At 36.6% G+C, this 21,090-nt stretch carries 16 protein-coding genes and 1 pseudogene; 3 read left to right on the top strand and 14 right to left on the bottom strand.

Annotated elements, in window-relative coordinates; genetic code table 11:
- Positions 1-138: 138 nt before the first annotated feature.
- Together lepB and ACQCPR_RS05055 are read right to left on the bottom strand one after the other, a co-directional pair.
- Positions 139-690, bottom strand: a complete 552-nt coding sequence (gene lepB / locus ACQCPR_RS05060) for a signal peptidase I (protein WP_269920463.1) — start codon at positions 688-690, stop codon at positions 139-141.
- Entirely contained in the window at positions 683-1,324 is a 642-nt protein-coding gene (locus tag ACQCPR_RS05055; protein ID WP_090563273.1) for a TVP38/TMEM64 family protein, read from the bottom strand. Before ACQCPR_RS05055 ends, lepB begins: the two co-directional genes overlap by 8 nt.
- 86 nt (positions 1,325-1,410) lie before the next feature.
- Between ACQCPR_RS05055 and ACQCPR_RS05050 the strand changes: the two genes are divergently transcribed.
- Positions 1,411-2,142, top strand: a complete 732-nt coding sequence (locus ACQCPR_RS05050; protein WP_427138909.1) for an AzlC family ABC transporter permease — start codon at positions 1,411-1,413, stop codon at positions 2,140-2,142.
- Between the two features lie 3 nt (positions 2,143-2,145).
- Positions 2,146-2,454 (top strand): AzlD domain-containing protein, encoded by a 309-nt coding sequence (locus ACQCPR_RS05045; RefSeq protein WP_211893376.1) that lies wholly within the window; start codon positions 2,146-2,148, stop codon positions 2,452-2,454.
- 636 nt (positions 2,455-3,090) lie between these two features.
- Here ACQCPR_RS05045 and ACQCPR_RS05040 read toward each other — a convergent pair.
- The 4 genes from ACQCPR_RS05040 to ACQCPR_RS05025 form a co-directional block, all read right to left on the bottom strand.
- Positions 3,091-3,348, bottom strand: coding sequence for a CsbA family protein (locus tag ACQCPR_RS05040; protein WP_090563280.1), 258 nt, complete (start codon positions 3,346-3,348; stop codon positions 3,091-3,093).
- A gap of 8 nt (positions 3,349-3,356) precedes the next feature.
- Positions 3,357-4,526, bottom strand: a complete 1,170-nt coding sequence (locus ACQCPR_RS05035; RefSeq protein ID WP_427138392.1) for a PDZ domain-containing protein — start codon at positions 4,524-4,526, stop codon at positions 3,357-3,359.
- Between the two features lie 86 nt (positions 4,527-4,612).
- Positions 4,613-6,028: a S41 family peptidase gene (locus ACQCPR_RS05030; protein ID WP_090563284.1), complete on the bottom strand. Its 1,416-nt coding sequence runs from the start codon at positions 6,026-6,028 to the stop codon at positions 4,613-4,615.
- A gap of 71 nt (positions 6,029-6,099) precedes the next feature.
- Positions 6,100-6,678 (bottom strand): peroxiredoxin family protein, encoded by a 579-nt coding sequence (locus ACQCPR_RS05025; RefSeq protein ID WP_090563286.1) that lies wholly within the window; start codon positions 6,676-6,678, stop codon positions 6,100-6,102.
- Positions 6,679-8,909: 2,231 nt separating this feature from the next.
- Here ACQCPR_RS05025 and ACQCPR_RS05020 point away from each other — a divergent pair.
- Positions 8,910-10,233 (top strand): annotated as a pseudogene (locus tag ACQCPR_RS05020) (IS3 family transposase).
- 72 nt (positions 10,234-10,305) lie between these two features.
- Here the strand turns inward: ACQCPR_RS05020 and ACQCPR_RS05015 are convergent.
- From ACQCPR_RS05015 to secA, 8 genes are all read right to left on the bottom strand, one after another.
- Positions 10,306-11,619 carry a murein hydrolase activator EnvC family protein gene (locus ACQCPR_RS05015; protein ID WP_269915647.1) on the bottom strand — a complete coding sequence of 438 codons (1,314 nt, stop codon included), beginning with the start codon at positions 11,617-11,619 and terminating at the stop codon, positions 10,306-10,308.
- Positions 11,620-11,643: 24 nt separating this feature from the next.
- On the bottom strand, positions 11,644-12,531 hold the full coding sequence (ftsX, locus tag ACQCPR_RS05010; RefSeq protein WP_269920469.1) for a permease-like cell division protein FtsX: 888 nt from the start codon (positions 12,529-12,531) through the stop codon (positions 11,644-11,646).
- A complete protein-coding gene (gene ftsE, locus ACQCPR_RS05005; RefSeq protein ID WP_090563293.1) occupies positions 12,521-13,207 on the bottom strand; it encodes a cell division ATP-binding protein FtsE in 687 nt (228 codons plus the stop codon). The genes ftsX and ftsE overlap by 11 nt, the downstream gene beginning before the upstream one ends.
- A 288-nt stretch (positions 13,208-13,495) precedes the next feature.
- Positions 13,496-13,846: a cytochrome c551 gene (cccB, locus tag ACQCPR_RS05000; protein ID WP_093494254.1), complete on the bottom strand. Its 351-nt coding sequence runs from the start codon at positions 13,844-13,846 to the stop codon at positions 13,496-13,498.
- Between the two features lie 44 nt (positions 13,847-13,890).
- A complete protein-coding gene (locus ACQCPR_RS04995) occupies positions 13,891-14,766 on the bottom strand; it encodes a YitT family protein (protein WP_427138391.1) in 876 nt (291 codons plus the stop codon).
- 801 nt (positions 14,767-15,567) lie between these two features.
- Positions 15,568-17,034, bottom strand: coding sequence for a methyl-accepting chemotaxis protein (locus tag ACQCPR_RS04990; RefSeq protein ID WP_427138390.1), 1,467 nt, complete (start codon positions 17,032-17,034; stop codon positions 15,568-15,570).
- Between the two features lie 82 nt (positions 17,035-17,116).
- A protein-coding gene (gene prfB / locus ACQCPR_RS04985) for a peptide chain release factor 2 (protein ID WP_418939770.1) occupies positions 17,117-18,221 on the bottom strand; the annotation gives its coding sequence in 2 pieces (ribosomal slippage) (positions 17,117-18,154 and positions 18,156-18,221; 1,104 coding nt in all).
- Positions 18,222-18,456: 235 nt separating this feature from the next.
- On the bottom strand, positions 18,457-20,967 hold the full coding sequence (gene secA, locus ACQCPR_RS04980) for a preprotein translocase subunit SecA (RefSeq protein ID WP_427138389.1): 2,511 nt from the start codon (positions 20,965-20,967) through the stop codon (positions 18,457-18,459).
- Positions 20,968-21,090 lie beyond the last annotated feature (123 nt).

Here is a 21,090-nt window from a genome sequence, read left to right as displayed (position 1 = left end):
CGCTTTACTGTCTGTTTACTTGCTCTCGATGCTAATTTACTTGCGGAACGGGAAATTTATCCAAAATTTGATATAGTAATAAAAAAACCCGAATAATCTCCTATCTCTATTGTACAAAACATACTACAGAGAGGGAAATTATTCGGTAGTGAATTGAGTCGTTGACTGCGAAATCGGCCAGTAACGTGCTTGCACCTCACCAACAATTTTTTCAGTATCTACAAAGTGAAAATATCGACTATCCATGCTAGAAATACGATTATCTCCTAAAACAAACAATTTATCTGGTGGAACCCGGTTACTTCCGGTCATTTCCTCTAATTCAAAATTTCCTGTGAAGTTATCATTTGGATTTTCATATGCACTATAAGATTCTAGAAAAGGCTCTTCTACTTTTTTGTTGTTAATAAACAACTCATCGTTCTCATAACTAATCTTATCACCTGGTAGACCAATGACACGCTTTACATAATCTTCACCCTGATCTCCATGGAAAATCACAATATCCATATGCTCGATTTTGGAAAGTTTTGTCACAATCACTTTATCTTTATTATGCAATGTTGGCATCATCGACTGACCCACTACCTCATAATTTGTCACAATGAACATTCTGACGAACATCACGATTAAGATACCTATTACTAATGCCATTAACCATTCCAGCATTTCTTTTTTTACATTATTCAAGACTTTCTCCTCTTTTGTTTTTTCTTTCGCTGCTGATTAATCGAAAATCTGCTTCTACTTTTTTATTTATTCTTTTTTCAATTGCTTTACCAACAAACCATAGAATAGCAATTAGCAAAATGACAATAGCTGTTCTAATAGGTTGAGTAATCAATGCCTTAATGTCTGAACCAATAAAACTGACAACAAAAATCATAATGAGTTTACCTAATGCCAGCGTCCAGAAATACGTATTTTTTTTCATATCTGAAAGTCCCGCAACAATATTGACTAAAGCAGAAGGTGTGAACGGGAAGCAAACGAGTAAAAAGAGTGGTCCAAATCCATTTCTCTCTACCCATTTTATAAGTTTTTGAATTCTCACATGCCTCGTTATAAAACCTAGGACACGTGCTCGTCCATATTTTCGAATCACTAAGAATACTGCATAGGAACCGGCAACCGATCCTATCCAGGAAATAAGAAAACCAATCAGTAGACCATATGCATTGACGTTAGCAACTATAAAAACGACTAATGGTAAAAATGGAAGAAAGGCCTCCAAAAACGGCAATAGAATACCAATTAGTGGTCCTAGTGCTCGATAATCATGTGTTAAATCTGTTAATGTCTCTATTGAAAACCAGTCCGGCATTTGGCTCTCCTCCAAATATGTATATTTATACTATTCCCAATATTACTGTACATAAAACTCACTTCTTATAGTATAATTTGTTGATTATGTATTCAGGTGGTGAACGTTTTGTGAATAATAGATCATTTTTTTCAGGATTAAAGGCTGGAATCAGTATTGCTATTGGTTATTTTCCGGTTGCCCTAACATTTGGCTTGCTTGCAAAAACGACTGGACTTTCAATTTGGGAAGCCACAGCTATGAGTATTTTCGTTTATGCAGGAGCAGCTCAATATATGTCCCTCACACTCATTTCAAAAGGTGTTGACCCTATTTTAATCGTTTTAAATACGTTTGTCGTTAATATTCGTCACTTCTTAATGACGGCTGCGCTGAACGAAAAGATGCAAAGTGAAAAAAGGTGGATTAAAGGTATTTATGCTTTTGGAATCACAGATGAGAGTTTTTCGGTACTAGCTACACAAAAAGATAAGAAAATAGCTACACCTTTTGCCTTTGGAGTAGCCTTAATAGCTTATAGTAGCTGGGTTGTCTTTACTGCAGTTGGTCATGTCATTGGGGCAAATCTTCCAGCATTTTTACAAGCAGCTATGTCCATTGCTTTGTATGCCATGTTTGTCGGACTACTAGTACCCTCTATGCGAGGAAATAGAAAGGTAGTAATGCTTGCTCTTTTAGCAGCTATGATTAACGGGTTCTTTTACTGGACTCAGCTATTATCCACTGGTTGGTCCATTTTAGTTGCTACACTGGCTTCTTCTATTTTTATCGAAATAATTTATGCAAAACGTGGGAAAAATTTACCAAAGGGGGTATAACAAATGGGTATGTGGTATTGGTGGACATTGCTTGGAATGGCTCTTGTTACATATATTCCTCGGGCGTTTCCTCTCACCTTTTTAGAGGGAAAAGAATTGCCTCCAGTCGTATCAGGTGTATTACGTAATATTCCTTTTGCAGTCTTAGGTGCTTTAATCTTTCCAGCTATTTTATACGTACAACAAGATAATCTATTATTTGGTTTAATAGGAACGGTTGTGGCATTTAGCTTAGCTTTTCTATTTTCAAATGTGATGGTTGTTGTACTTGGTACAATCGGAGTTTTAGCTGTATATAGTTTGATATTTTAATCGTACATAAAATTTATGCCTTTGATTTCCGCTCCGAGCGGACGCTTTCCGTGGGCACGGCTTCAGCCGCTTCCTTCGCTCCTGCGCAAGCTCGTCGCAAAAAAGATTTTCGCTACGCTCAGTCCAGGGTCTTCAGCTCGTGCTGTTCCCACTGGAGTCGCCGCTCTGCGCTCCAATCAACTAGGTCCACTTTATATAAACGGATAATTGGATATAAAACCACATAAATATAGTTTTTTTATCTTATAAGAGTTATGATCAAGTTGACTCTTATAAATAAACTTACCTTCTTCTTTTATTATAAAATAGTATTCCTAATAGGGCAGATAGGTTTTATCCCTATAAATTTTTTTTGATGACTCTTAATATCTCAGCGATATACTTTGCTAAATCTTATAGTTTAGTACTACACATTATATTGATTGGAGTGTAAGGTGGCGACTCCAGCGGGATAGCTTGAGCTGAAGACCCCGCAGGGAGCGTAGCGAACGAGGAGGCTAAAGCCAAGCCCGCGGAAAGCGTCCACCTGAAACGGAAATCAGTAGCATTATTCATTCTTAAAAGTTAAGTAAAACCAGTGTTCATTCTGTATTTTTATATACTTTCTTAACTTTGAACAAAAAAATCCGCTCTCTTTCAAAGAGGCGGATTTTTTTTATTTTTACTAGTTTTCATATGAGTACTATACCAGAAGCCGATTGTAAGTGATGCAGCGTCGATCATATAAATCCACCATCGATGTGTGTAGCCTGCATAGACTGATGCGGCAAATAATGCAACGGTTAATATTAACGCAACATAATGATTGAATGTTATGCGTGTAAATAATACAACGAGTGCTGCAGGAGCAAAAATAGCCAATATTATTTGAGTTGTGAGTGATAGTGATTCCATAGTTTCTCCTATCTAACTAAGATTAGACCTAGTCGATAATGATCATGTCTAAATAATATGTGCTGACGAAGACGTAATTCTCCATTTGAATCTAATACTTCAAGCCGACAATGCGCGGCATTTATTTGAACTGCTTCATATAATTCCTGTTCGTTTTCAACTTTTTGTCCGTTTACTTTTACAATACGTTCTCCTATTAACAGCCCCATTTTCTCTGCTGGAGAACCGGACAGGACACCCGCAATCATAACACCATTCGATTGTGGTGAGACAGCATAATTCCCTGTTTTTTCTTGTTGATACTTTATGATTGTTATAAGCAATCTTGCTATTACTCCGACTAGTAGAGCAATTGCACTAACTAATGGCTCAAAATAACCGAAAGCTGCAATTATCGTTATAACAATCCCTAATTGCCAAACAATTTTTCCGTATCCTGCGAAGAAATGAATGGGTAGAGAATGTTGAGATTTTTGTTGGAAGCCAATTACAAATGGAAATAAAACCAAAGAAAAGCTCGTTTCACCAAGTAAAAACTGTGGCCAATAAGGTAAATAAGTCGGAATGACATCGCCAGGAATTATAAGTAATATAGGCAATAGCCATAATCTTTTTACATGATAAACGATTGCTTCTACACCTCTAGCAGTCATCACTAGTTTTGGAGAAGCTTGTGAAGCACCATGTTTTTGAATAAGAACACCTTCAACAATAAGTAGAAGACCCGCTATTATAGCTATTGGAACAATCCCATTTTGTAAAATATCCAAACCAGAAATAGTCCATGAATATAGGTCTAATGACCAGCCATATGTATACATGGCATAGATTGTTGCCGTACCTAATGCAATTGCGTAAATCGCAGAACCAAACTGATACGTAAATAATAATATAAATAAAATCATCCACGCGCTATATACCCATAACCAAGAATTAGGAATAACTAATCCCACAACTACACTGACAACAGATATAATTAACGCCCAAATTAATCCATCCAACAAGAATTTCTTAGTTTCTGTCCATCCCCATAGTAATCTTGTGCGAAACTGCCTTCTTTCTCTTTTTACTCGAACATATCCGATCAATATCGAGAAGAGAAGCGTAATATATACTGAAGGATGAAGGAAAAAACGTCCAATTCCTTTAACCAATTCGATTAAAATTTCTTGCACCATACGCATCCCCCTCACTTGCAACTATACTTCCTATTATTGTAACAAACAGAGAGGGCTTTGCGTATAGGATTTTCGTATTTACTTTGTTATTTTATATCATGAAGTAAATAACTAATACCCATTTGGAACTGCTTATCATTTTCTCTACTAGTTTTATAATCCAGAATAGTTTTTGTTAATGACTGAAAAAGTGCATCATCTATCTCATTGAATTTATCCAAGCTTCTCTCCTCTCGATATTTTTCAACTGCTGCTCCCGTATCTTCATCAAAGTATCCATCTTGGCGACTTATATTATAACCAAGTGCGCCTAATACTTGTTGAACATACTTTACCTCTTCCCCAAAGTCACCTACACGAAAATTACCTTGATAATATTTTGTATCCATTGTATATAATTCATCAGGTTCGACCTGTAAGTCTGCTTGAATGCCTTTATGATGAATCCACTCTTGTTTTGGAGTAAGCCATTTATGAGTAGAGATTTTAAGCTTTCCACCATTCTTCAGTGGACGTGTTTCCTGAACAGTCCCTTTACCAAAACTTGTTTCTCCGACAATCATCGCACGCTGGTTATCCTTCAATGCTCCAGCTAGCACTTCACTTGCGGAAGCACTTCCACCATTTTGTAATAGCACTACTGGGAGCTTGTTTAGATACTGATTATCCTGTGTTTCAGTATTAAGCATTTCCAACACACCTTTTGCATCTTGCATATAGGCGAAAGTGGAGCCATTCGGCAATAAAGTACCGATAATAGTAGATACACTAAACAAATAGCCGCCAGGGTTTCCTCTTACATCAATTACTAGCCCATCTATCCCTCGTTCCACTAATGCCTTCGTTTGTTTCTCCCACTCTTCTCCAGTCTTCTCACCAAATAAAGTGATATTCACAATACCAATTGAATAGTCTTCTACTTCATAAATATCACTGGAAACCGTATGCATCGCAATCGTATCACGTTTCATATGTAATTCTACATGGCGATTCTCACTAGCTCGATACACCGTCATTTTCAAGTTAGATCCTTTTTTACCACTTAACAGCTGTATTAACTCTGCCATTGACTTGCCTTCTACTCTTTCTTCGTTCACACGTACAATTTCATCCTGAGATTTTAAGCCAGCTTTAAAAGCAGGCGAATCCTTTAAAGGTGCCACTACGACAAATTTCCCTGCCGAGAGCATAATCTCCGCTCCAATTCCAACTCTTTCTTCTGCAAGTGAAGCCTCTTGATTCGCAGCTTCTTCCTTAGTTAAATACGTACTATGTGGATCTTCTAACGCATCTGCCATTCCACGAATTGCACCTTCAACGAGCAGATTTTCATTTTTAGAGAATACCGCCTCTTTTTTTATTAATTTGAACGCTTCATCAATGACTTGACTATTGCTCACACTTTTTTGTTCTGTAGCTGAAGGTTTCATCAACCACATATACCCGATACCTAAGATAACAACGACTAACAAACCATAAAGAAAAAACCGACTTTTGCGCAAGTTCAACCTCCTACTTTTCCACTAATATATGTGTGAAAACAGGAGTTTAATACTTGCTCAAAAATCGGTTGTTATTTTAAATTACTCACATAGTCTGTCAACATTTGCTCGTCCATCGGTCCAACAATCTTATTTTGAATGGTTCCCGTAGTATCTATCATATAAGTAGTTGGTATTGTAATCGCTTGATATGTTTCCCCAACTATCCCTTCCTCATCTAGTGGTATAGGAAAGCTAAGTGCATAATCTTCTTGAAACGCTTTGACTTTGTCCAGACCAGTATCAGTACTTGTCAAATTGACCGCTAAAATTTCCACATTTTCTTTCTCTGCCATATCTTCATAATAGTTTTGCATATGTGGCATCTCTGCTTTACAAGGAGGACACCAAGTTGCCCAAAAATTTAATACAACTTTCTTTCCTTTATAATCTGCGAGTGTGACTTCCTCACCCGCTAGTGTAGTCAGAGTAAAATTAGGTGCTGCATTTCCTTTTCCTAAGCCTTCGTTTGCAGCATTGTTCGCTAAATCAGTACCCATTTGCTCGCCCGCAAATGCTTCTTGTTCATCAATATTATCTCTTACAAAGGATATTGTTGCGATTGCTACTAATGCAGCTATAACTACTAGTCCAATAACTTTTTTCTTCATATTATACCTCCTACTGGTACGATAATATTTCACTGCCCTTATTATATGTTATCTGTTGCTTTAAATACGAATTAAATGAGCTGAATATGTGACTATGTAGTGAATTAAGAACTGGTAATTGGGTATGCATTTATTTATTGAGTAGTTTTGTATCCGGATGTGTGCTTGCCGCACGCTACGCATGAGCCTTCAAGGATGGTCGCTTACGCTCCTTCATCCTTTTTGAAGTCTCATTCTTCGCGCTCATGCGACTTGGAAGGCACACATCCTATTTTTCGACAATTAAATAGAATTAATTTCTAAAGGAACGAATTGTCACATTAGTAGTATAAAGATTTCCATCAATAAAAGGATAATTATTCCTTTTATTGATGGAAATTTGCATTTAGAACAAGTAAACGATCCATATATGCAAGTATTATCTACATGACCGCAAATATTCAACCTAACAAAGCAAACAACTAATCATCAGGTAGAAATTTTACCATAAAGAAACTTTCTATCCGGATGTGCGCTTGCCGCACGCTACGCATGAGCCTTCAAGGATGGTCGCTTACACTCCTTCATCCTTTTTGAAGTCTCATTCTTCGCGCTCATGCGGCTTGGAAGGCACATATCCTATTTTTCACCGATGAAATAGAATTGATTTTTAAAGGAACGAATTCTCACATAAGTAGTATAAAGATTTCCATCAATAAAAGGAGAATTATTCCTTTTCGCAAGTAAATTTGCATCTAGAACAAGTAAACGATCCATATATGCAAGTATTATCTACATGACCGCAAGTATTCAACCTAACAAAGCAAGTAACTAATCATAAGGTAGAAATTTTATCATAAAAAAACTTTCTATCCGATGTGTGCTTGCCGCACGCTACGCGTGAGCCTTCAAGGATGGTCGCTTAAGCTCCTTCACCCTTTTTGTAGTCTCATTCTTCGCGCTCATGCGGCTTGGAAGGCACACATCCTATTTTTCGACAATTAAATAGAATTAATTTCTAAAGGAACGAATTATCACATTAGTAGTATCAAGATTCCGTTGGTAAATGGATAATTATTCCTTTTCGCAAGTAAATTTGCATCTAGAACAAGTAAACGATTCATATATGCAAGTATTATCTACATGACCGCAAGTATTCAACCTACCAAATCAAGTTACTAATCATCAGGTAGAAATTTTATCATAAAGAAACTTTCTATCCGGATGTATGCTTGCCGCACGCTACGCTTGAGCCTTCAAGGATGGTCGCTTACGCTCCTTCATCCTTTTTGAAGTCTCATTCTTCGCGCTCATGCGGCTTGGAAGGCACACATCCTATTTTTCGACAATTAAATAGAATTAATTTCTAAAGGAACGAATTATCACATTAGTAGTATCAAGATTCCGTTGGTAAATGGATAATTATTCCTTTTCGCAAGTAAATTTGCATCTAGAACAAGTAAACGATTCATATATGCAAGTATTATCTACATGACCGCAAGTATTCAACCTACCAAAGCAAGTTACTAATCATCAGGTAGAAATTTTATCATAAAGAAACTTTCTATCCGGATGTATGCTTGCCGCACGCTACGCTTGAGCCTTCAAGGATGGTCGCTTACGCTCCTTCATCCTTTTTGAAGTCTCATTCTTCGCGCTCATGCGGCTTGGAAGGCACACATCCTCTATTTCACCGATGAAATTACATAAATAGGATAAAAGATACCAAATAAATGGATATAATCCCTATTACTTAAGTGAATCTACATCGAGAGCAAGTATCCAACCTACCAAAGCAAGTAACAGTGATTTCTCGATGTAAAAATCCCTACTATACGAATGGCACTGCTGTTCGCTCTTTTTCATCAACCTATTCTAATTATTGTTTTTATAATACTAATCCGGTTCAATTATAAAGTAATATCTACTTATTGTTTGGAGTGTAACGTGGCGACTCCAGCGGGAATTGCGTGTCCAGGCGAGACTCCATAGGAGGCTCATAGACAGCCCGCGGAAAGCGTCCACGTGAAACGGAAATCATAGTATTCCCTGTTTACTGTTATCTGAGAATTGTAGTAGAAATACTCTATTAAATTCTAAGACTTTTTAATTCTAAAAAAAACAACGCCTCTCCATGATTTGAACTGAACCCCGAATAGTGGACACTTTAAAAAAAGTGCCCTTTCGGGGTTTTTTCTATGGAAAAAGCCCGTTATACTAAAACCTAATATATAGGAACGGGAGTTACACTTATGAGTAAAATCTATTTTAATGAACATCAACGACAACTGTTAGAAGCCAATCCTAATGTAGCTTCAGTATCTGATCGAGCGATTCAATATACACCTGAGTTTAAAAAAATAGCAGTCGAACAGAATTTAGCAGGTAAAGGTCCTTCACAAATCTTTATAGAAAATGGATTTGATCTTGAAATGATTGGTTCTACCAAAGCTAAGAATTCTTTAAACCGTTGGAGAAGAACCTTCAATCAATATGGTGAAGATGGATTTTTTGAGGAGCGTCGAGGTAAAGGAAGTACAGGTCGACCGAATACAAAAAATCTATCACCCAATAAAAAACTGGAAAAAGCAGAAGCTCGTATTCGTTATTTAGAAGCGGAAATCGAACTACTAAAAAAGCTGGAGGAACTCGAAAGGCAGGCGAAGAAACGCTAGTAGCTGCACATAAAAAATACGAAATTATCAATGAAGTAATTCGCAAATACCAACTAATAAATAGCGTCTCTGAATTATGTGCAGTTGCGAATGTTAGTCGCAGCGGTTATTATGCATGGATGCAGAACACGGAAAAGCATGCATTACGAGCGCATAATGATTATGAAGATTATCTCTTTTTAAAGTGCATCTACGATGCATTCAAAGGGAAAATTGGCTACCGTGGGCTTTATATGGAAGTGTGTGCGTTACTTGAAACACCAATGAATCCAAAGAAAATCCGTCGTCTAATGAGAAAATACAATTTCTTTGCGAAAGTACGTCGGGCAAACCCATATAGAAATATTGCAAAAGCAACTCAAGAACATAAGACATTACCAAATGTTTTAAATCGCGAATTTACACAAGATGAACCTGGAAAAGTATTCTTAACCGATATTACCTATTTGAAGTATCGTGGAAAAACAGCGTACCTCTCCTGTGTAAAAGATGTAGCTACACGTGAAATAGTCGCTTATGAATTATCTCAAACGCTAAAAATGACTATCGCTTACAATACGCTCGTTAAGTTGAAAGAAAAACTAGTGGAAAATGTTCATCCAGAAGCCATGATCCATTCTGATCAGGGATTCCATTATACACATCCAGAATTTCAAAAACGATTGAAACAAATGAATATGAAGCAATCTATGTCTCGAAGAGGCAACTGTATCGATAATGCACCAATGGAGTCCTTCTTTGGACACATGAAAGATGAGATGGAATATAAACAATCAAAAACCTTTGATGAATTAAAACAACGGGTTGATAGCTACATGATTTTCTACAACGAATCAAGAAAACAATGGAATCAAAAAAGATGACTCCGGTAGAATACCGAAGCCATCTGATAGCTGCTTAAATAGAAGGTTGCTTTTATTATACTGTCCAAAATTTAGGGCGCAGTTCAGATTGGAGAAGCATTGTTTAAATATTATAAGGAAATATATCTCAATGGGTTAACAGAGTTTTTCGCCATACCTTCCCAGTTTCCTAAATGAATTTCAAAATGCAAATGAGGTCCAGTAGAGTTACCAGTAGTACCAATTCCACCGATAATCTGCCCTTTCGACACAACTTGTCCTTTACTTACTTTAATACTGCTTAAATGCGCATATAGCGAAGTAAAAATTTGACCGTCAATAGAATGAGTTACCATAATTACATTTCCATATGTGCTGAGCGGAGAAGCATAAGAAACAACTCCATCTGCAGCCGATACTACCGGGGTACCTGTACTGTTTGCAATATCAATACCATAGTGAGTTTTTACTACACCATGTATCGGGTGTGTTCGACTACCATATCCAGAAGTGAAGCGTCCAGATGCAGGTCTAGTCCAAGAACCAGCAGAGACATTTGGTATGGCTGAAGAAGAACCGCCACTCGCAGCTTGCTGACGTTTTCTTTCTTCCGCTTCTTTACGTTTCTTTTCTTCAGCTGCTTTTCTTGCAATTTCTGCTATTCTTTTTTGTTCAGCAACAATTTTATTTTGCGTTTCTTGGCTTAAGTTTAGAATTTCGTCATATTCTGTTTCTAATACTTCTTTTTCTTCATGTAATTTAGCCTGTTCTACTTCTAACTGATCTACTAAATTACCTTTTGAAGCCTTTTGAGTGTCTAGAGATGCCTTCAAACTTACAAGCTCATTTTTACTATCTTCCTGTTGTTGGAGTTTTTTCTCTAGGCTTGCTTGTTGCTCTTCTAATTGGGCTTTATCATCTGCCTGTTCTTTTAAGATGGTACGGTCTGCATCCATCAACGTATTGACTGCAGAAAAGCGGTCAATAAAATCGATGAAACTATTTGCCCCTAGCAATACATCTAGGTAACTAACAGAACCCCCACTTACTTGAACTGCACGGATTCGTTCTTTTAATAGTTCATCACGCTCTTCAATTTTTCTTTCAAGTTCTTTAATTGAAGCATGTAATTTTTCAATCTCAGTTGTTGTTAATTTAATTTGGTTTAGCACTTCAGCAATCTGAGATTCCGTACTAATAATCTTAGTATCCAGCTCTTTTATTTGAGCCATAATTTGATCTATTTTTGATACGTTTTGGTCAATCTTGCCTTCTGTATCTTTAATATTTGAGTCAATACTATTTTTCTTTTGTTCTAATTGTTTTTGTTCGTTTTTTAAATCATCTAGAGTATTAGCTAAAGCACTTGGTGTTGTTATTAAAAGTGCACCTGTAGTAGCTATCGCCATAATTCTTAGCATCCATTTAGACTGTTTTCTCAACACTTCTTGCTCCCTTCAATTTACAAACTACACACGTAGAAACTTACGGACTGACATAAAACTTCCCCAAACGCCTATGAGTACGCCCATTAATAAGATCAAGCCGTTTACTTGATAAATAAATGGCGAGAAATCTAGCAGTTCAAATAATTTTCCTTGTTTCAATTTTGGTGCTAGCAAATTAGAAATATTATAGTAGAGTACTGTTACTAACGTGATAGGAACAATAGACCCTAAAATTCCAAGCCACATACCTTCTAAGATGAAAGGAATACGTATAAACCAATTCGTAGCTCCAACCAATTTCATAATTTCAATATCTCTTCTTCTTGCAACGATAGTAATACGAATTGTGTTAGAAATTAGGAACATTGCTGTAAATAGCAATGCTAAAATCAGTACTAACCCAACGTTTCTTCCCGTGTTCAAGAACGAGAATAAATTTTCTATCTTTCCTTCGCCATACTTCACTTCAAACGTATTATCGAGACGGTCTAATTTCTTTGCGACTGCTTCGGTCTCTTGAGGATTTGTAGCTTTAGCATAAAATACATTATGTAATGGATTCTGTTGGTCATATAATCGTAAATCTTCTCCAAAATCAACTACTAATTTACTTAATTCATCACCTTTTGGAGAATATTTAACTTCTGCTACTCCAGCTGTCTCTTTAATCTCTTGCTCTAGTTTTGTTATAGAAGCTTCATCTGCTGTTAACTCAACATAGACTTTAATCTCTACGTCTTTCTCCAAATCATCTGCTACTTTGTTTAAGTTCATCATGATCATGACGAACACTCCAACAAGTAACAATGTAACTGTTACTGCACTTACGGAAGCAAATGTCATCCACCCGTTGCGACTGATGCTCTTTAAACTTTCTCTGAAGTGTCTTCCTAATGTTCTACCCTTCATAACCGTATTCTCCTCCGTATTCGTCTCGAGTGATTAATCCACCCTCAACTGCTATAACACGGTGTCTAATAGTATTAACAATTTCTCTATTATGAGTTGCCATAATAATCGTTGTTCCTCGAGCATTGATTTCTTCAAATATATTCATAATTTCCCATGAAGTTTCTGGATCTAAATTTCCTGTCGGTTCATCTGCAATTACTAGCTGTGGAGTATTCACAATTGAACGAGCAATCGACACACGTTGCTGTTCTCCTCCTGAAAGCTCTGTTGGGAACATTCTTGCTTTATGTTTCAAACCAACTAACTCTAATACATCCATAACTTTTTTGCGTATTACTTTTGGTGTTTCTTCAATAACTTCTAATGCAAACGCCACATTTTCATAAACATTCAAACGGGGTAATAACTTAAAGTCTTGGAATACTACACCAATTTGACGTCTTAAATATGGTACTTTACTGTTTTTGAGACTTGCTAAATTGGTACCATTGATCAAAATATCTCCTGAGGTAGGGCGTTCTTCTCGATACATCATTTTGATGAATGTCGATTTTCCTGCTCCACTTGGTCCTACTACATAGACAAAATCACCTTGTTCAATCTTTACATCAATACCGTTAGCGGCAACAATACCATTCGGGTATTTTTTGTAGACATTTATCATTTCTATCATTATAAACCACCTAATTAGATTCGTCATAAAATGCAACACGCCTATTATAACATTAGAAGAGCTTTTGTTTGTTACAAATAGATTTCAATTTATAGGTAATTATAGGTAGTTTTTTTAAAAACAAACCTACGTTTTAGCCTAAATAGTAAATTTCTCTTACCTACTTTATACCCTTCTTCAACATACATTCTACACCAATCGCGGAGATTCCTTCTTTTATATCAATAAAAAAATCAGCTGCTCAATAAGAGCAGCTGATTCCATATTTAGGTTTGATTTTCACTAAAATTACTTCTTAGCAGCTAACCACTCTGCTACTGCTTGAGCGTCATCACCAGAAATAATTCCACCAGGCATAGCGCCTCTACCGTTTTCAATAACGTTTAAAATTTCATCTTCTGATAAGCGTGAACCTACATTATTTAGAGCTGGGAAGTTACCTTGCCCTTCTAAATTTTGACCGTGACAGCTAATACATTTTGCACTAACTATCTTTTCTGCATCCACAGAGGCTGTTTCAGTTGTTGTACCTGAGTCTGTTGATTTATCCGTATCTTTATCGGCATTATCATCACCGCCACCACATGCTGCTAGTACTAACCCTGCCCCTAATATTAAAGCTAAAAGTTTCTTGTTCATGTTACTACCTCCCTAATTTAGTTTGCATAAATATTATACCTTAGTTAAGATCTTTTGAAACCTTCTCCCAGTACCTCATAGGCATCCGAAACTATGACAAAAGCAGCAGGGTCAATAGTTTTAATGATATGTTTCAACTTTGTGAACTCTGTCTGATATGCCACAACCATTAAAATTGGTCTTTCTATATTCGTATACCCACCATAAGCTGGAAGTTTTGTTACACCGCGATCTATCTCGGTATATATAGCATCTCTAATTTCATCTTGTTTATTCGTAATAATATAAATCATTTTGGATTGACTAAACCCTAATTGAACAAGATCAATCGTTTTTGTCGTAACAAACAATGCTATTAGCGCATAAAGAGCCTTCTCAATGTCGAAAACGACTGCTGCACTAAGTACTATCAATCCATCTAATAAGAGGACACTTGTCCCAAGAGAAAATCCTGTATATTTTGTAATTATTTGAGCAGCTAAATCGGTTCCACCTGTGGACGCACCGCCTCTAAAAACTAGGCCTAAGCCAAGGCCTACAGTAATTCCGCCAAATAATGCGCCAAGTAATGGATTCATCGTCCATGGTTCCCAATTAGCAGACACTAACACCACTGCTGGCAGCACTAATGTTCCAACTAAGGATTTAATACCAAATTTTGCTCCCAAAAAGATAAGTCCTGATATAAACAAAGGAATATTAAAAGCATATTGCACAAGTCCTGGCTCCCAACCAAAAACTCCTTTTAAAATTGTACTGATCCCACTAACTCCACCTGAAGCGATTTGGTTTGGTAATAAAAAGACGTTAAATGCTAAAGCAATAATAGCTGCGCCAACAATTACATAAACATAATCTTTCGAATTTTTTATGAGGGGATGTGGTTCTTTATATTGTCTACGATTATAATTAGTTTCCATTTCTTATCCTCTTTCACTTAAATACTTGTATTTGCCTGCACTAGTATAACAAGTGAGAAGTAATTTGTGAACTTCAACAAGATAGCGTGTTGACTAGGTGAAGTGAATGAAGTAGAGGATTTTGGATGATATATATGTTATCTCTCAACATTAGTGATCTATACATACAATTGAGTCAAGTTCATAAAAAAGTAATCATTAGTAAAAGCCAAACAATGTTGATTTCTGCATCAGGCGGTCGCTTTCCGCGGGCATGACTTCAATCTCCTCGTCGCTACGAAAACATATGCTCCTGCGGTTACTCGTCGCAAAGACATCGGTCAAACAAAGTTTGGCCAATGTTTTTTCTGCGGGGCTTTCAGTTCATGCTATTACCGCTGAAGTCGGCACCTTGCGCTCCAATCAACGAAGTCCACTTTAAATGTTCGGATAGTTGAATATAACATCACATAAATATTTCTAATTTATATTGAAATGAGTAATTATGAAAATGACTATAGTCAAAACCCCATTTATTTAATAAGAGAAGAAACAGAGAAAAAGCGAAATCTTTTTCATAGCATTTTTATGATTGTAAAGACTTACATCATGACTAAAAAGCTCAATTCTAATTAGAAGTTAATTACTACTCGCTTAATTGGTTGGAGTGAAAGTTAGCGACTCCAGTGAACGGTGTAAGACAAATGAGCTATCACATCTACTCGTTGTCGACCGTGATAGCTCATCTCTCACTCCACGGAAAGTGTCCACATGAAACGGAAATCAGTAGCATTGTGTCTCTAGACATGCTTTTAGTAGTAGCTATATTTTATTAATGCTCTGCGCTTCTTTGTATGTTTGATCGATATATTTGGCAATAGCCTGTTGATCTTCGGTTATTTGAACAAGTGTTGCGTTGAACTCTTCTACAGTGGCTGTACTTTCTTCTATAATTGCGGCGAACTCATTTGTACTAAGACTAATGGATTCTGTATTATTTGAAATGACATCCACATCTTGTAAGAATTTAGCTAACTCGTTTTGTAAATTCTTCATTGTTTCATGAAGTATGTTAAATGACTTATTGGATTTATCAGCTGTTGCTACTTGAGCGTAAATTTGGTTCACTCCATTTTCTAGCTTATTAAGAGCCTCTTGATTGAATTTATTTAATTGATTCAAATTATCATCTATTTTTTCCAGTGATTGATCGGTTACTCCTGCAAGTTTTCGGATTTCTTCTGCAACGACAGCAAATCCTTTGCCTAGTTCTCCGGCTCTTGCAGCTTCTATTGAGGCGTTTAGGGCTAGAAGATTAGTTTGTGAAGTAATTTGGCGAATATCACTTGCAAAATTATTTGTTTCATTAATTTTTTCAGAAAGTCCATTAAACGTTTTATTTAATTCTACAAAAAAGACTGTAAATTGATCAATTTCATATTTCATCTTCTCCATCACTGCAGAGCCATCCGAAGCATTCTGTTCTGCTAATTCTGCTTGTTTAACAATTTCATGCAAATGTCCGGCCATTTCTTTAACAGAATCAGAAGTTGCCTCTGTATTTTTTACAATTTCAACTACGTGGTCTGCTTGTTTTTGAGAACCAATACTAACTTCTCCAACAGCAACAAGCATTTCTGCCTGCGCATTATTGGTATTAAATGTATTAGTGCGAATTTGCTCTAAATTAGTCGTAATGACAGATACAGCGGTTTCTAATTTTTGATGTAAGGAAGCATCTTCAACTGATTTTACCTTGGCATCTTCTATAAGCTTTTCGACATTAGAGAATAACTTTTTACTTTGTCTTACTTGTAGGAAAATCCCAAGTGCCATAACGAACTGTATAAGAAAAATATTGACGATTCTACCTTCAAATATACCTGAGTTGTCCATTAATATATTATTAATCATGGCTATTACCGACAAAATATAACCGAATATAAAAATACTCTGTTTAGAATGCAAACTACTTAAAATTAGGATAAATAAAGCTAATACAATTGTGGCAACACTCACGACATTAAAAAAACTCATACTTAATGCTGTAATTGCTCCTGCGAGGATAACAAAATAAGGAAAAATAAGTGCAATAGCTGATGCTTTCCTTGCAAATAAATACATGATGACTGATATAATAAATGGAATTGCAAGTGATACAATAATCACGGTTTTCTCTTGAATAATAATTTGTACTAATAAAGCTAACCCAGAAGCCAACCCATAAGCTAAAAATAAAATGAAGTTTTTTCTCCTTAAATCTTCGTTTTTCAACTCATTAATATTCATTTCTACTTCCCCTATCCTTAATATTCTGAAAAATAAAAAAACCGATATTATATAATTATAACATCGGTGTTTAAAACGTCTATTAATTTATTTTTGAACGTAGGTAAGCGTGAATAAACGGATCAATTTCACCATCTACAACTGCATGAACATTACCACTTTCTTCATTTGTACGGTGATCTTTTACCATCGAATATGGATGGAATACGTAAGAACGTATTTGACTTCCCCAGCCGATTTCTTTTTGTTCTCCTCGGATTTCCAATAATTGCGCTTCTTGTTCTTCGATTTTCAGCTGATAAAGTTTAGATTTTAATAATTTCATCGCATGCTCACGGTTTTTAATCTGTGAACGCTCTGATTGACAAGTAACAACTGTATTTGTAGGTAAATGTGTAATACGAACTGCTGAGTCTGTCGTATTAATATGCTGACCACCAGCACCAGTTGCACGATACGTGTCAATTTTCAAATCTTCAGTACGAATATCAATTTCGATTTCATCTGTGAACTCAGGCATTACTTCACATGAAACAAAAGAAGTATGACGACGTCCTGAAGAGTCAAAAGGAGAAATACGAACAAGACGATGAACGCCTTTTTCCGCTTTTAAATAGCCATATGCATTATGCCCTTTGATGAGTAAAGTTACCGACTTAATACCAGCTTCATCTCCAGGTAAATAATCGATTGTTTCTACTTTAAAGCCACGTTTATCTGCCCATCGTTGGTACATACGTAACAATATAGATCCCCAGTCTTGAGACTCAGTACCACCAGCACCAGGGTGCAATTCTAAAATTGCATTATGTTTATCGTATTCCTCGCTAAGTAACATTTGCAATTCAAAATCACTAAGCTTGTTTGTAAAATCTTTTAATTCGTTACCAAGGTCTTCCTGCAACTCTTCATCAGGCATTTCTTTTATCAATTCCAAAGTCATCTCTAAGTCTTCTTGAGTGGATTCAAGATTACGATACTCTTCTACAATAGCTTTTAATGCATTTGTCTCATTAATCACTTTTTGAGCTCCCTGTGCATCGTCCCAGAAATCAGGAAATGTCATCAGCTCTTCTAATTCTTGAATTCGGACCTCTTTGTTTTCTAAGTCAAAGAGACCCCCTAAAGTCTTTTAACTTGCCTGAAGTTCTATCTAGTTCATTACGTACTGTTGCAATTTCTATCATTTGTTGTTCCTCCGACTTTCTTGATTTCATTCGAATATTGTACTGTAGCATTAGCATGAGTGTTCTTGTTTATGCAGTGAGACTACTTTATGACTAATGCCATACAGTATAAACTTAGCTGTATCCCTTCCCAATCTGAACGAAGACCCACATTATGTGGGTCATTCAGAGGTTGCGACAGGATTTCGTGAAATTAAACTGTATCATTTAGCATAGACGCTTCCACTTTTTTTTATTATTGCACTGCTCCATGACAGTTTTTGAATTTTTCACCGCTTCCACATGGACATGGATCGTTACGTCCAACAGAAACTTGTTTGCGTACTGGTTTTTTCTTCACAGGACCGCTTTCTTCTTTTGGATTTATAGCTTGCCCTTTTGCTACTTCTTCGCGTTCTAGGTTATTGCGAATTTCAGCTTTCATCGCATATTTTGCAACGTCTTCCTGGATGGAATCGACCATAGCTTCGAACATAGCAAATCCTTCACTCTGATATTCACGAAGTGGGTCTGTTTGCCCGTATGCGCGTAAATGGATTCCTTGGCGAAGTTGATCCATTGCATCGATATGGTCGATCCATTTGGAGTCAATAGAACGAAGTAATACTACTTTTTCAAACTCACGCATACGTTCAGCAGTCATTTCTTCTTCCTTCGCATCGTAGAATCGAATTACTTCTTCTTTGATTTTTTCGATCATTTCTTCTGAAGATAAATTTTGTAGTACCGATTGTGTTATTACACCTTCAGGCAATAGGTTCGCTTGAATGTGATCTTCAATTCCTTTCAAACTCCAATCAGCCTTATTCTCAGAGCTTGTATGGGAAGAAACTAAACGCTCAATTGCACCGAATAACATGGACTCAACAAGTGCACGCATATTTTCTGTTTCTAATACTTCATTACGTTCCTTATAAATAATTTCACGTTGTTGACGTAGTACATCATCATATTGTAATAAACGCTTACGTGAATCGAAGTTATTTCCTTCTACCCGTTTTTGCGCTGATTCTACTGCACGGGATACCATCTTCGATTGAATTGGTTGCGTGTCATCCATACCTAGCTTCGACATCATAGCACGCATGTTATCAGAGCCAAACCTGCGCATTAATTCATCTTCCATTGATAAATAGAATTGAGTAACCCCAGGATCTCCTTGACGACCAGAACGTCCACGTAGTTGGTTATCTATACGACGAGATTCATGTCGTTCCGTCCCAATTACTGCTAAACCACCAACTTCAACTACTCCATCGCCTAGTTTAATATCTGTTCCACGACCAGCCATATTTGTTGCAATCGTAACAGATCCTAGATGACCAGCAGTTGCAATAATTTCTGCTTCATGTTCATGGTTTTTGGCATTTAATACATTATGCTTAATACCATGTTTGGTTAATAAATTAGAAATAATTTCAGAGGTTTCAATAGCAACTGTACCAATTAGAACTGGTTGACCGCTTTTATTGCGCTCAGCAATATCAGCAGCTGCTGCTTCGTATTTCCCATTCATGGATGCATAGATTAAATCTGCACGATCATCCCTTGCAATGGGACGGTTTGTTGGAATCGCAATAACATTCATATTGTATATATTGCGGAACTCCTCTTCTTCCGTTTTTGCTGTACCAGTCATCCCCGACAGCTTATCGTACATACGGAAAAAGTTTTGGAACGTAATCGTAGCCATTGTCATCGATTCGTTTTGGATTTCTAAGCCTTCTTTTGCTTCAATCGCTTGATGAAGACCATCACTATAACGACGACCTTTCATTAGACGACCAGTGAATGAATCGACTATTACAACATCGCCCTCTTGAACGACATAGTCGACATCCAAATGCATAGAAGCATGGGCTTTTAATGATTGATTGACAGCATGATTTAAACGAACATGAGTCAAATCAAACAAATTATCTATATTGAAAGCTTTTTCTACTTTTTCTACACCAGTATCAGTTAGTGTTACACCTTTTGTGGATTCTTCATAAGAAAAATCTACTTCTTTTGTTAATGTACGTACAAATGCATTTGCTTGTTTATATAGAAGTGCTGCTTTGTTGGCTTGTCCTGAAATGATTAAAGGTGTTCTCGCTTCATCTATTAAGATGGAGTCAACTTCATCGATTACTGCATAGTGAAGAGGACGTTGAACTTTATCTTCTTTATACAACACCATATTATCTCGTAAATAATCGAACCCAAGCTCATTGTTTGTCGAATATGTAACATCCGCCGCATAAGCTTCACGCTTTTCTTCTTTAGACAATGAATTTAAGTTCAATCCAACACTTAATCCTAGGAAATTATATAATTGTCCCATCTCAGCAGCATCACGGCTAGATAAGTATTCATTGACAGTCACGACATGCGCACCGAGGCCAGTAATTGCATTTAAATAAATAGACATAGTTGAAGTTAGTGTTTTACCTTCCCCTGTTTTCATCTCCGCAATATTACCCTCGTGAAGAGCAGCCGCCCCCATAATTTGAACACGGAAAGGGAACATTCCAAGAACACGTTTAGATCCTTCGCGCGCTACTGCAAATGCCTCTGGCAATAAACTATCTAAGCTTTCTCCTTTTGAATGGCGACCACGGAACTCTTCTGTTTTCGCTCGTAGTTCTTCATCAGACAATGCTTCCATTTTACTTTCTAATGCTTCTACTTTATCCGCAATTTTCTCTAGGCGTTTTAGTTCACGTTTATTTAAATCGAACACTTTATTTAATACTCCAAGCATCTATTTTCACTTCCCATTTAGTCTTACTCTCCATTTTACCATTCGTTCTAAAGGCACGCAAATAAGGTACACTATTATTTTGCATGCACTTGGAGCCTTATATGCATATTGCATAAGTAAAAA

Source organism: Psychrobacillus psychrodurans (assembly GCF_050209195.1).
Classification (GTDB): Bacteria; Bacillota; Bacilli; order Bacillales_A; family Planococcaceae; genus Psychrobacillus; species Psychrobacillus psychrodurans.
This window is presented reverse-complemented; position numbering and strand designations above follow the sequence as displayed.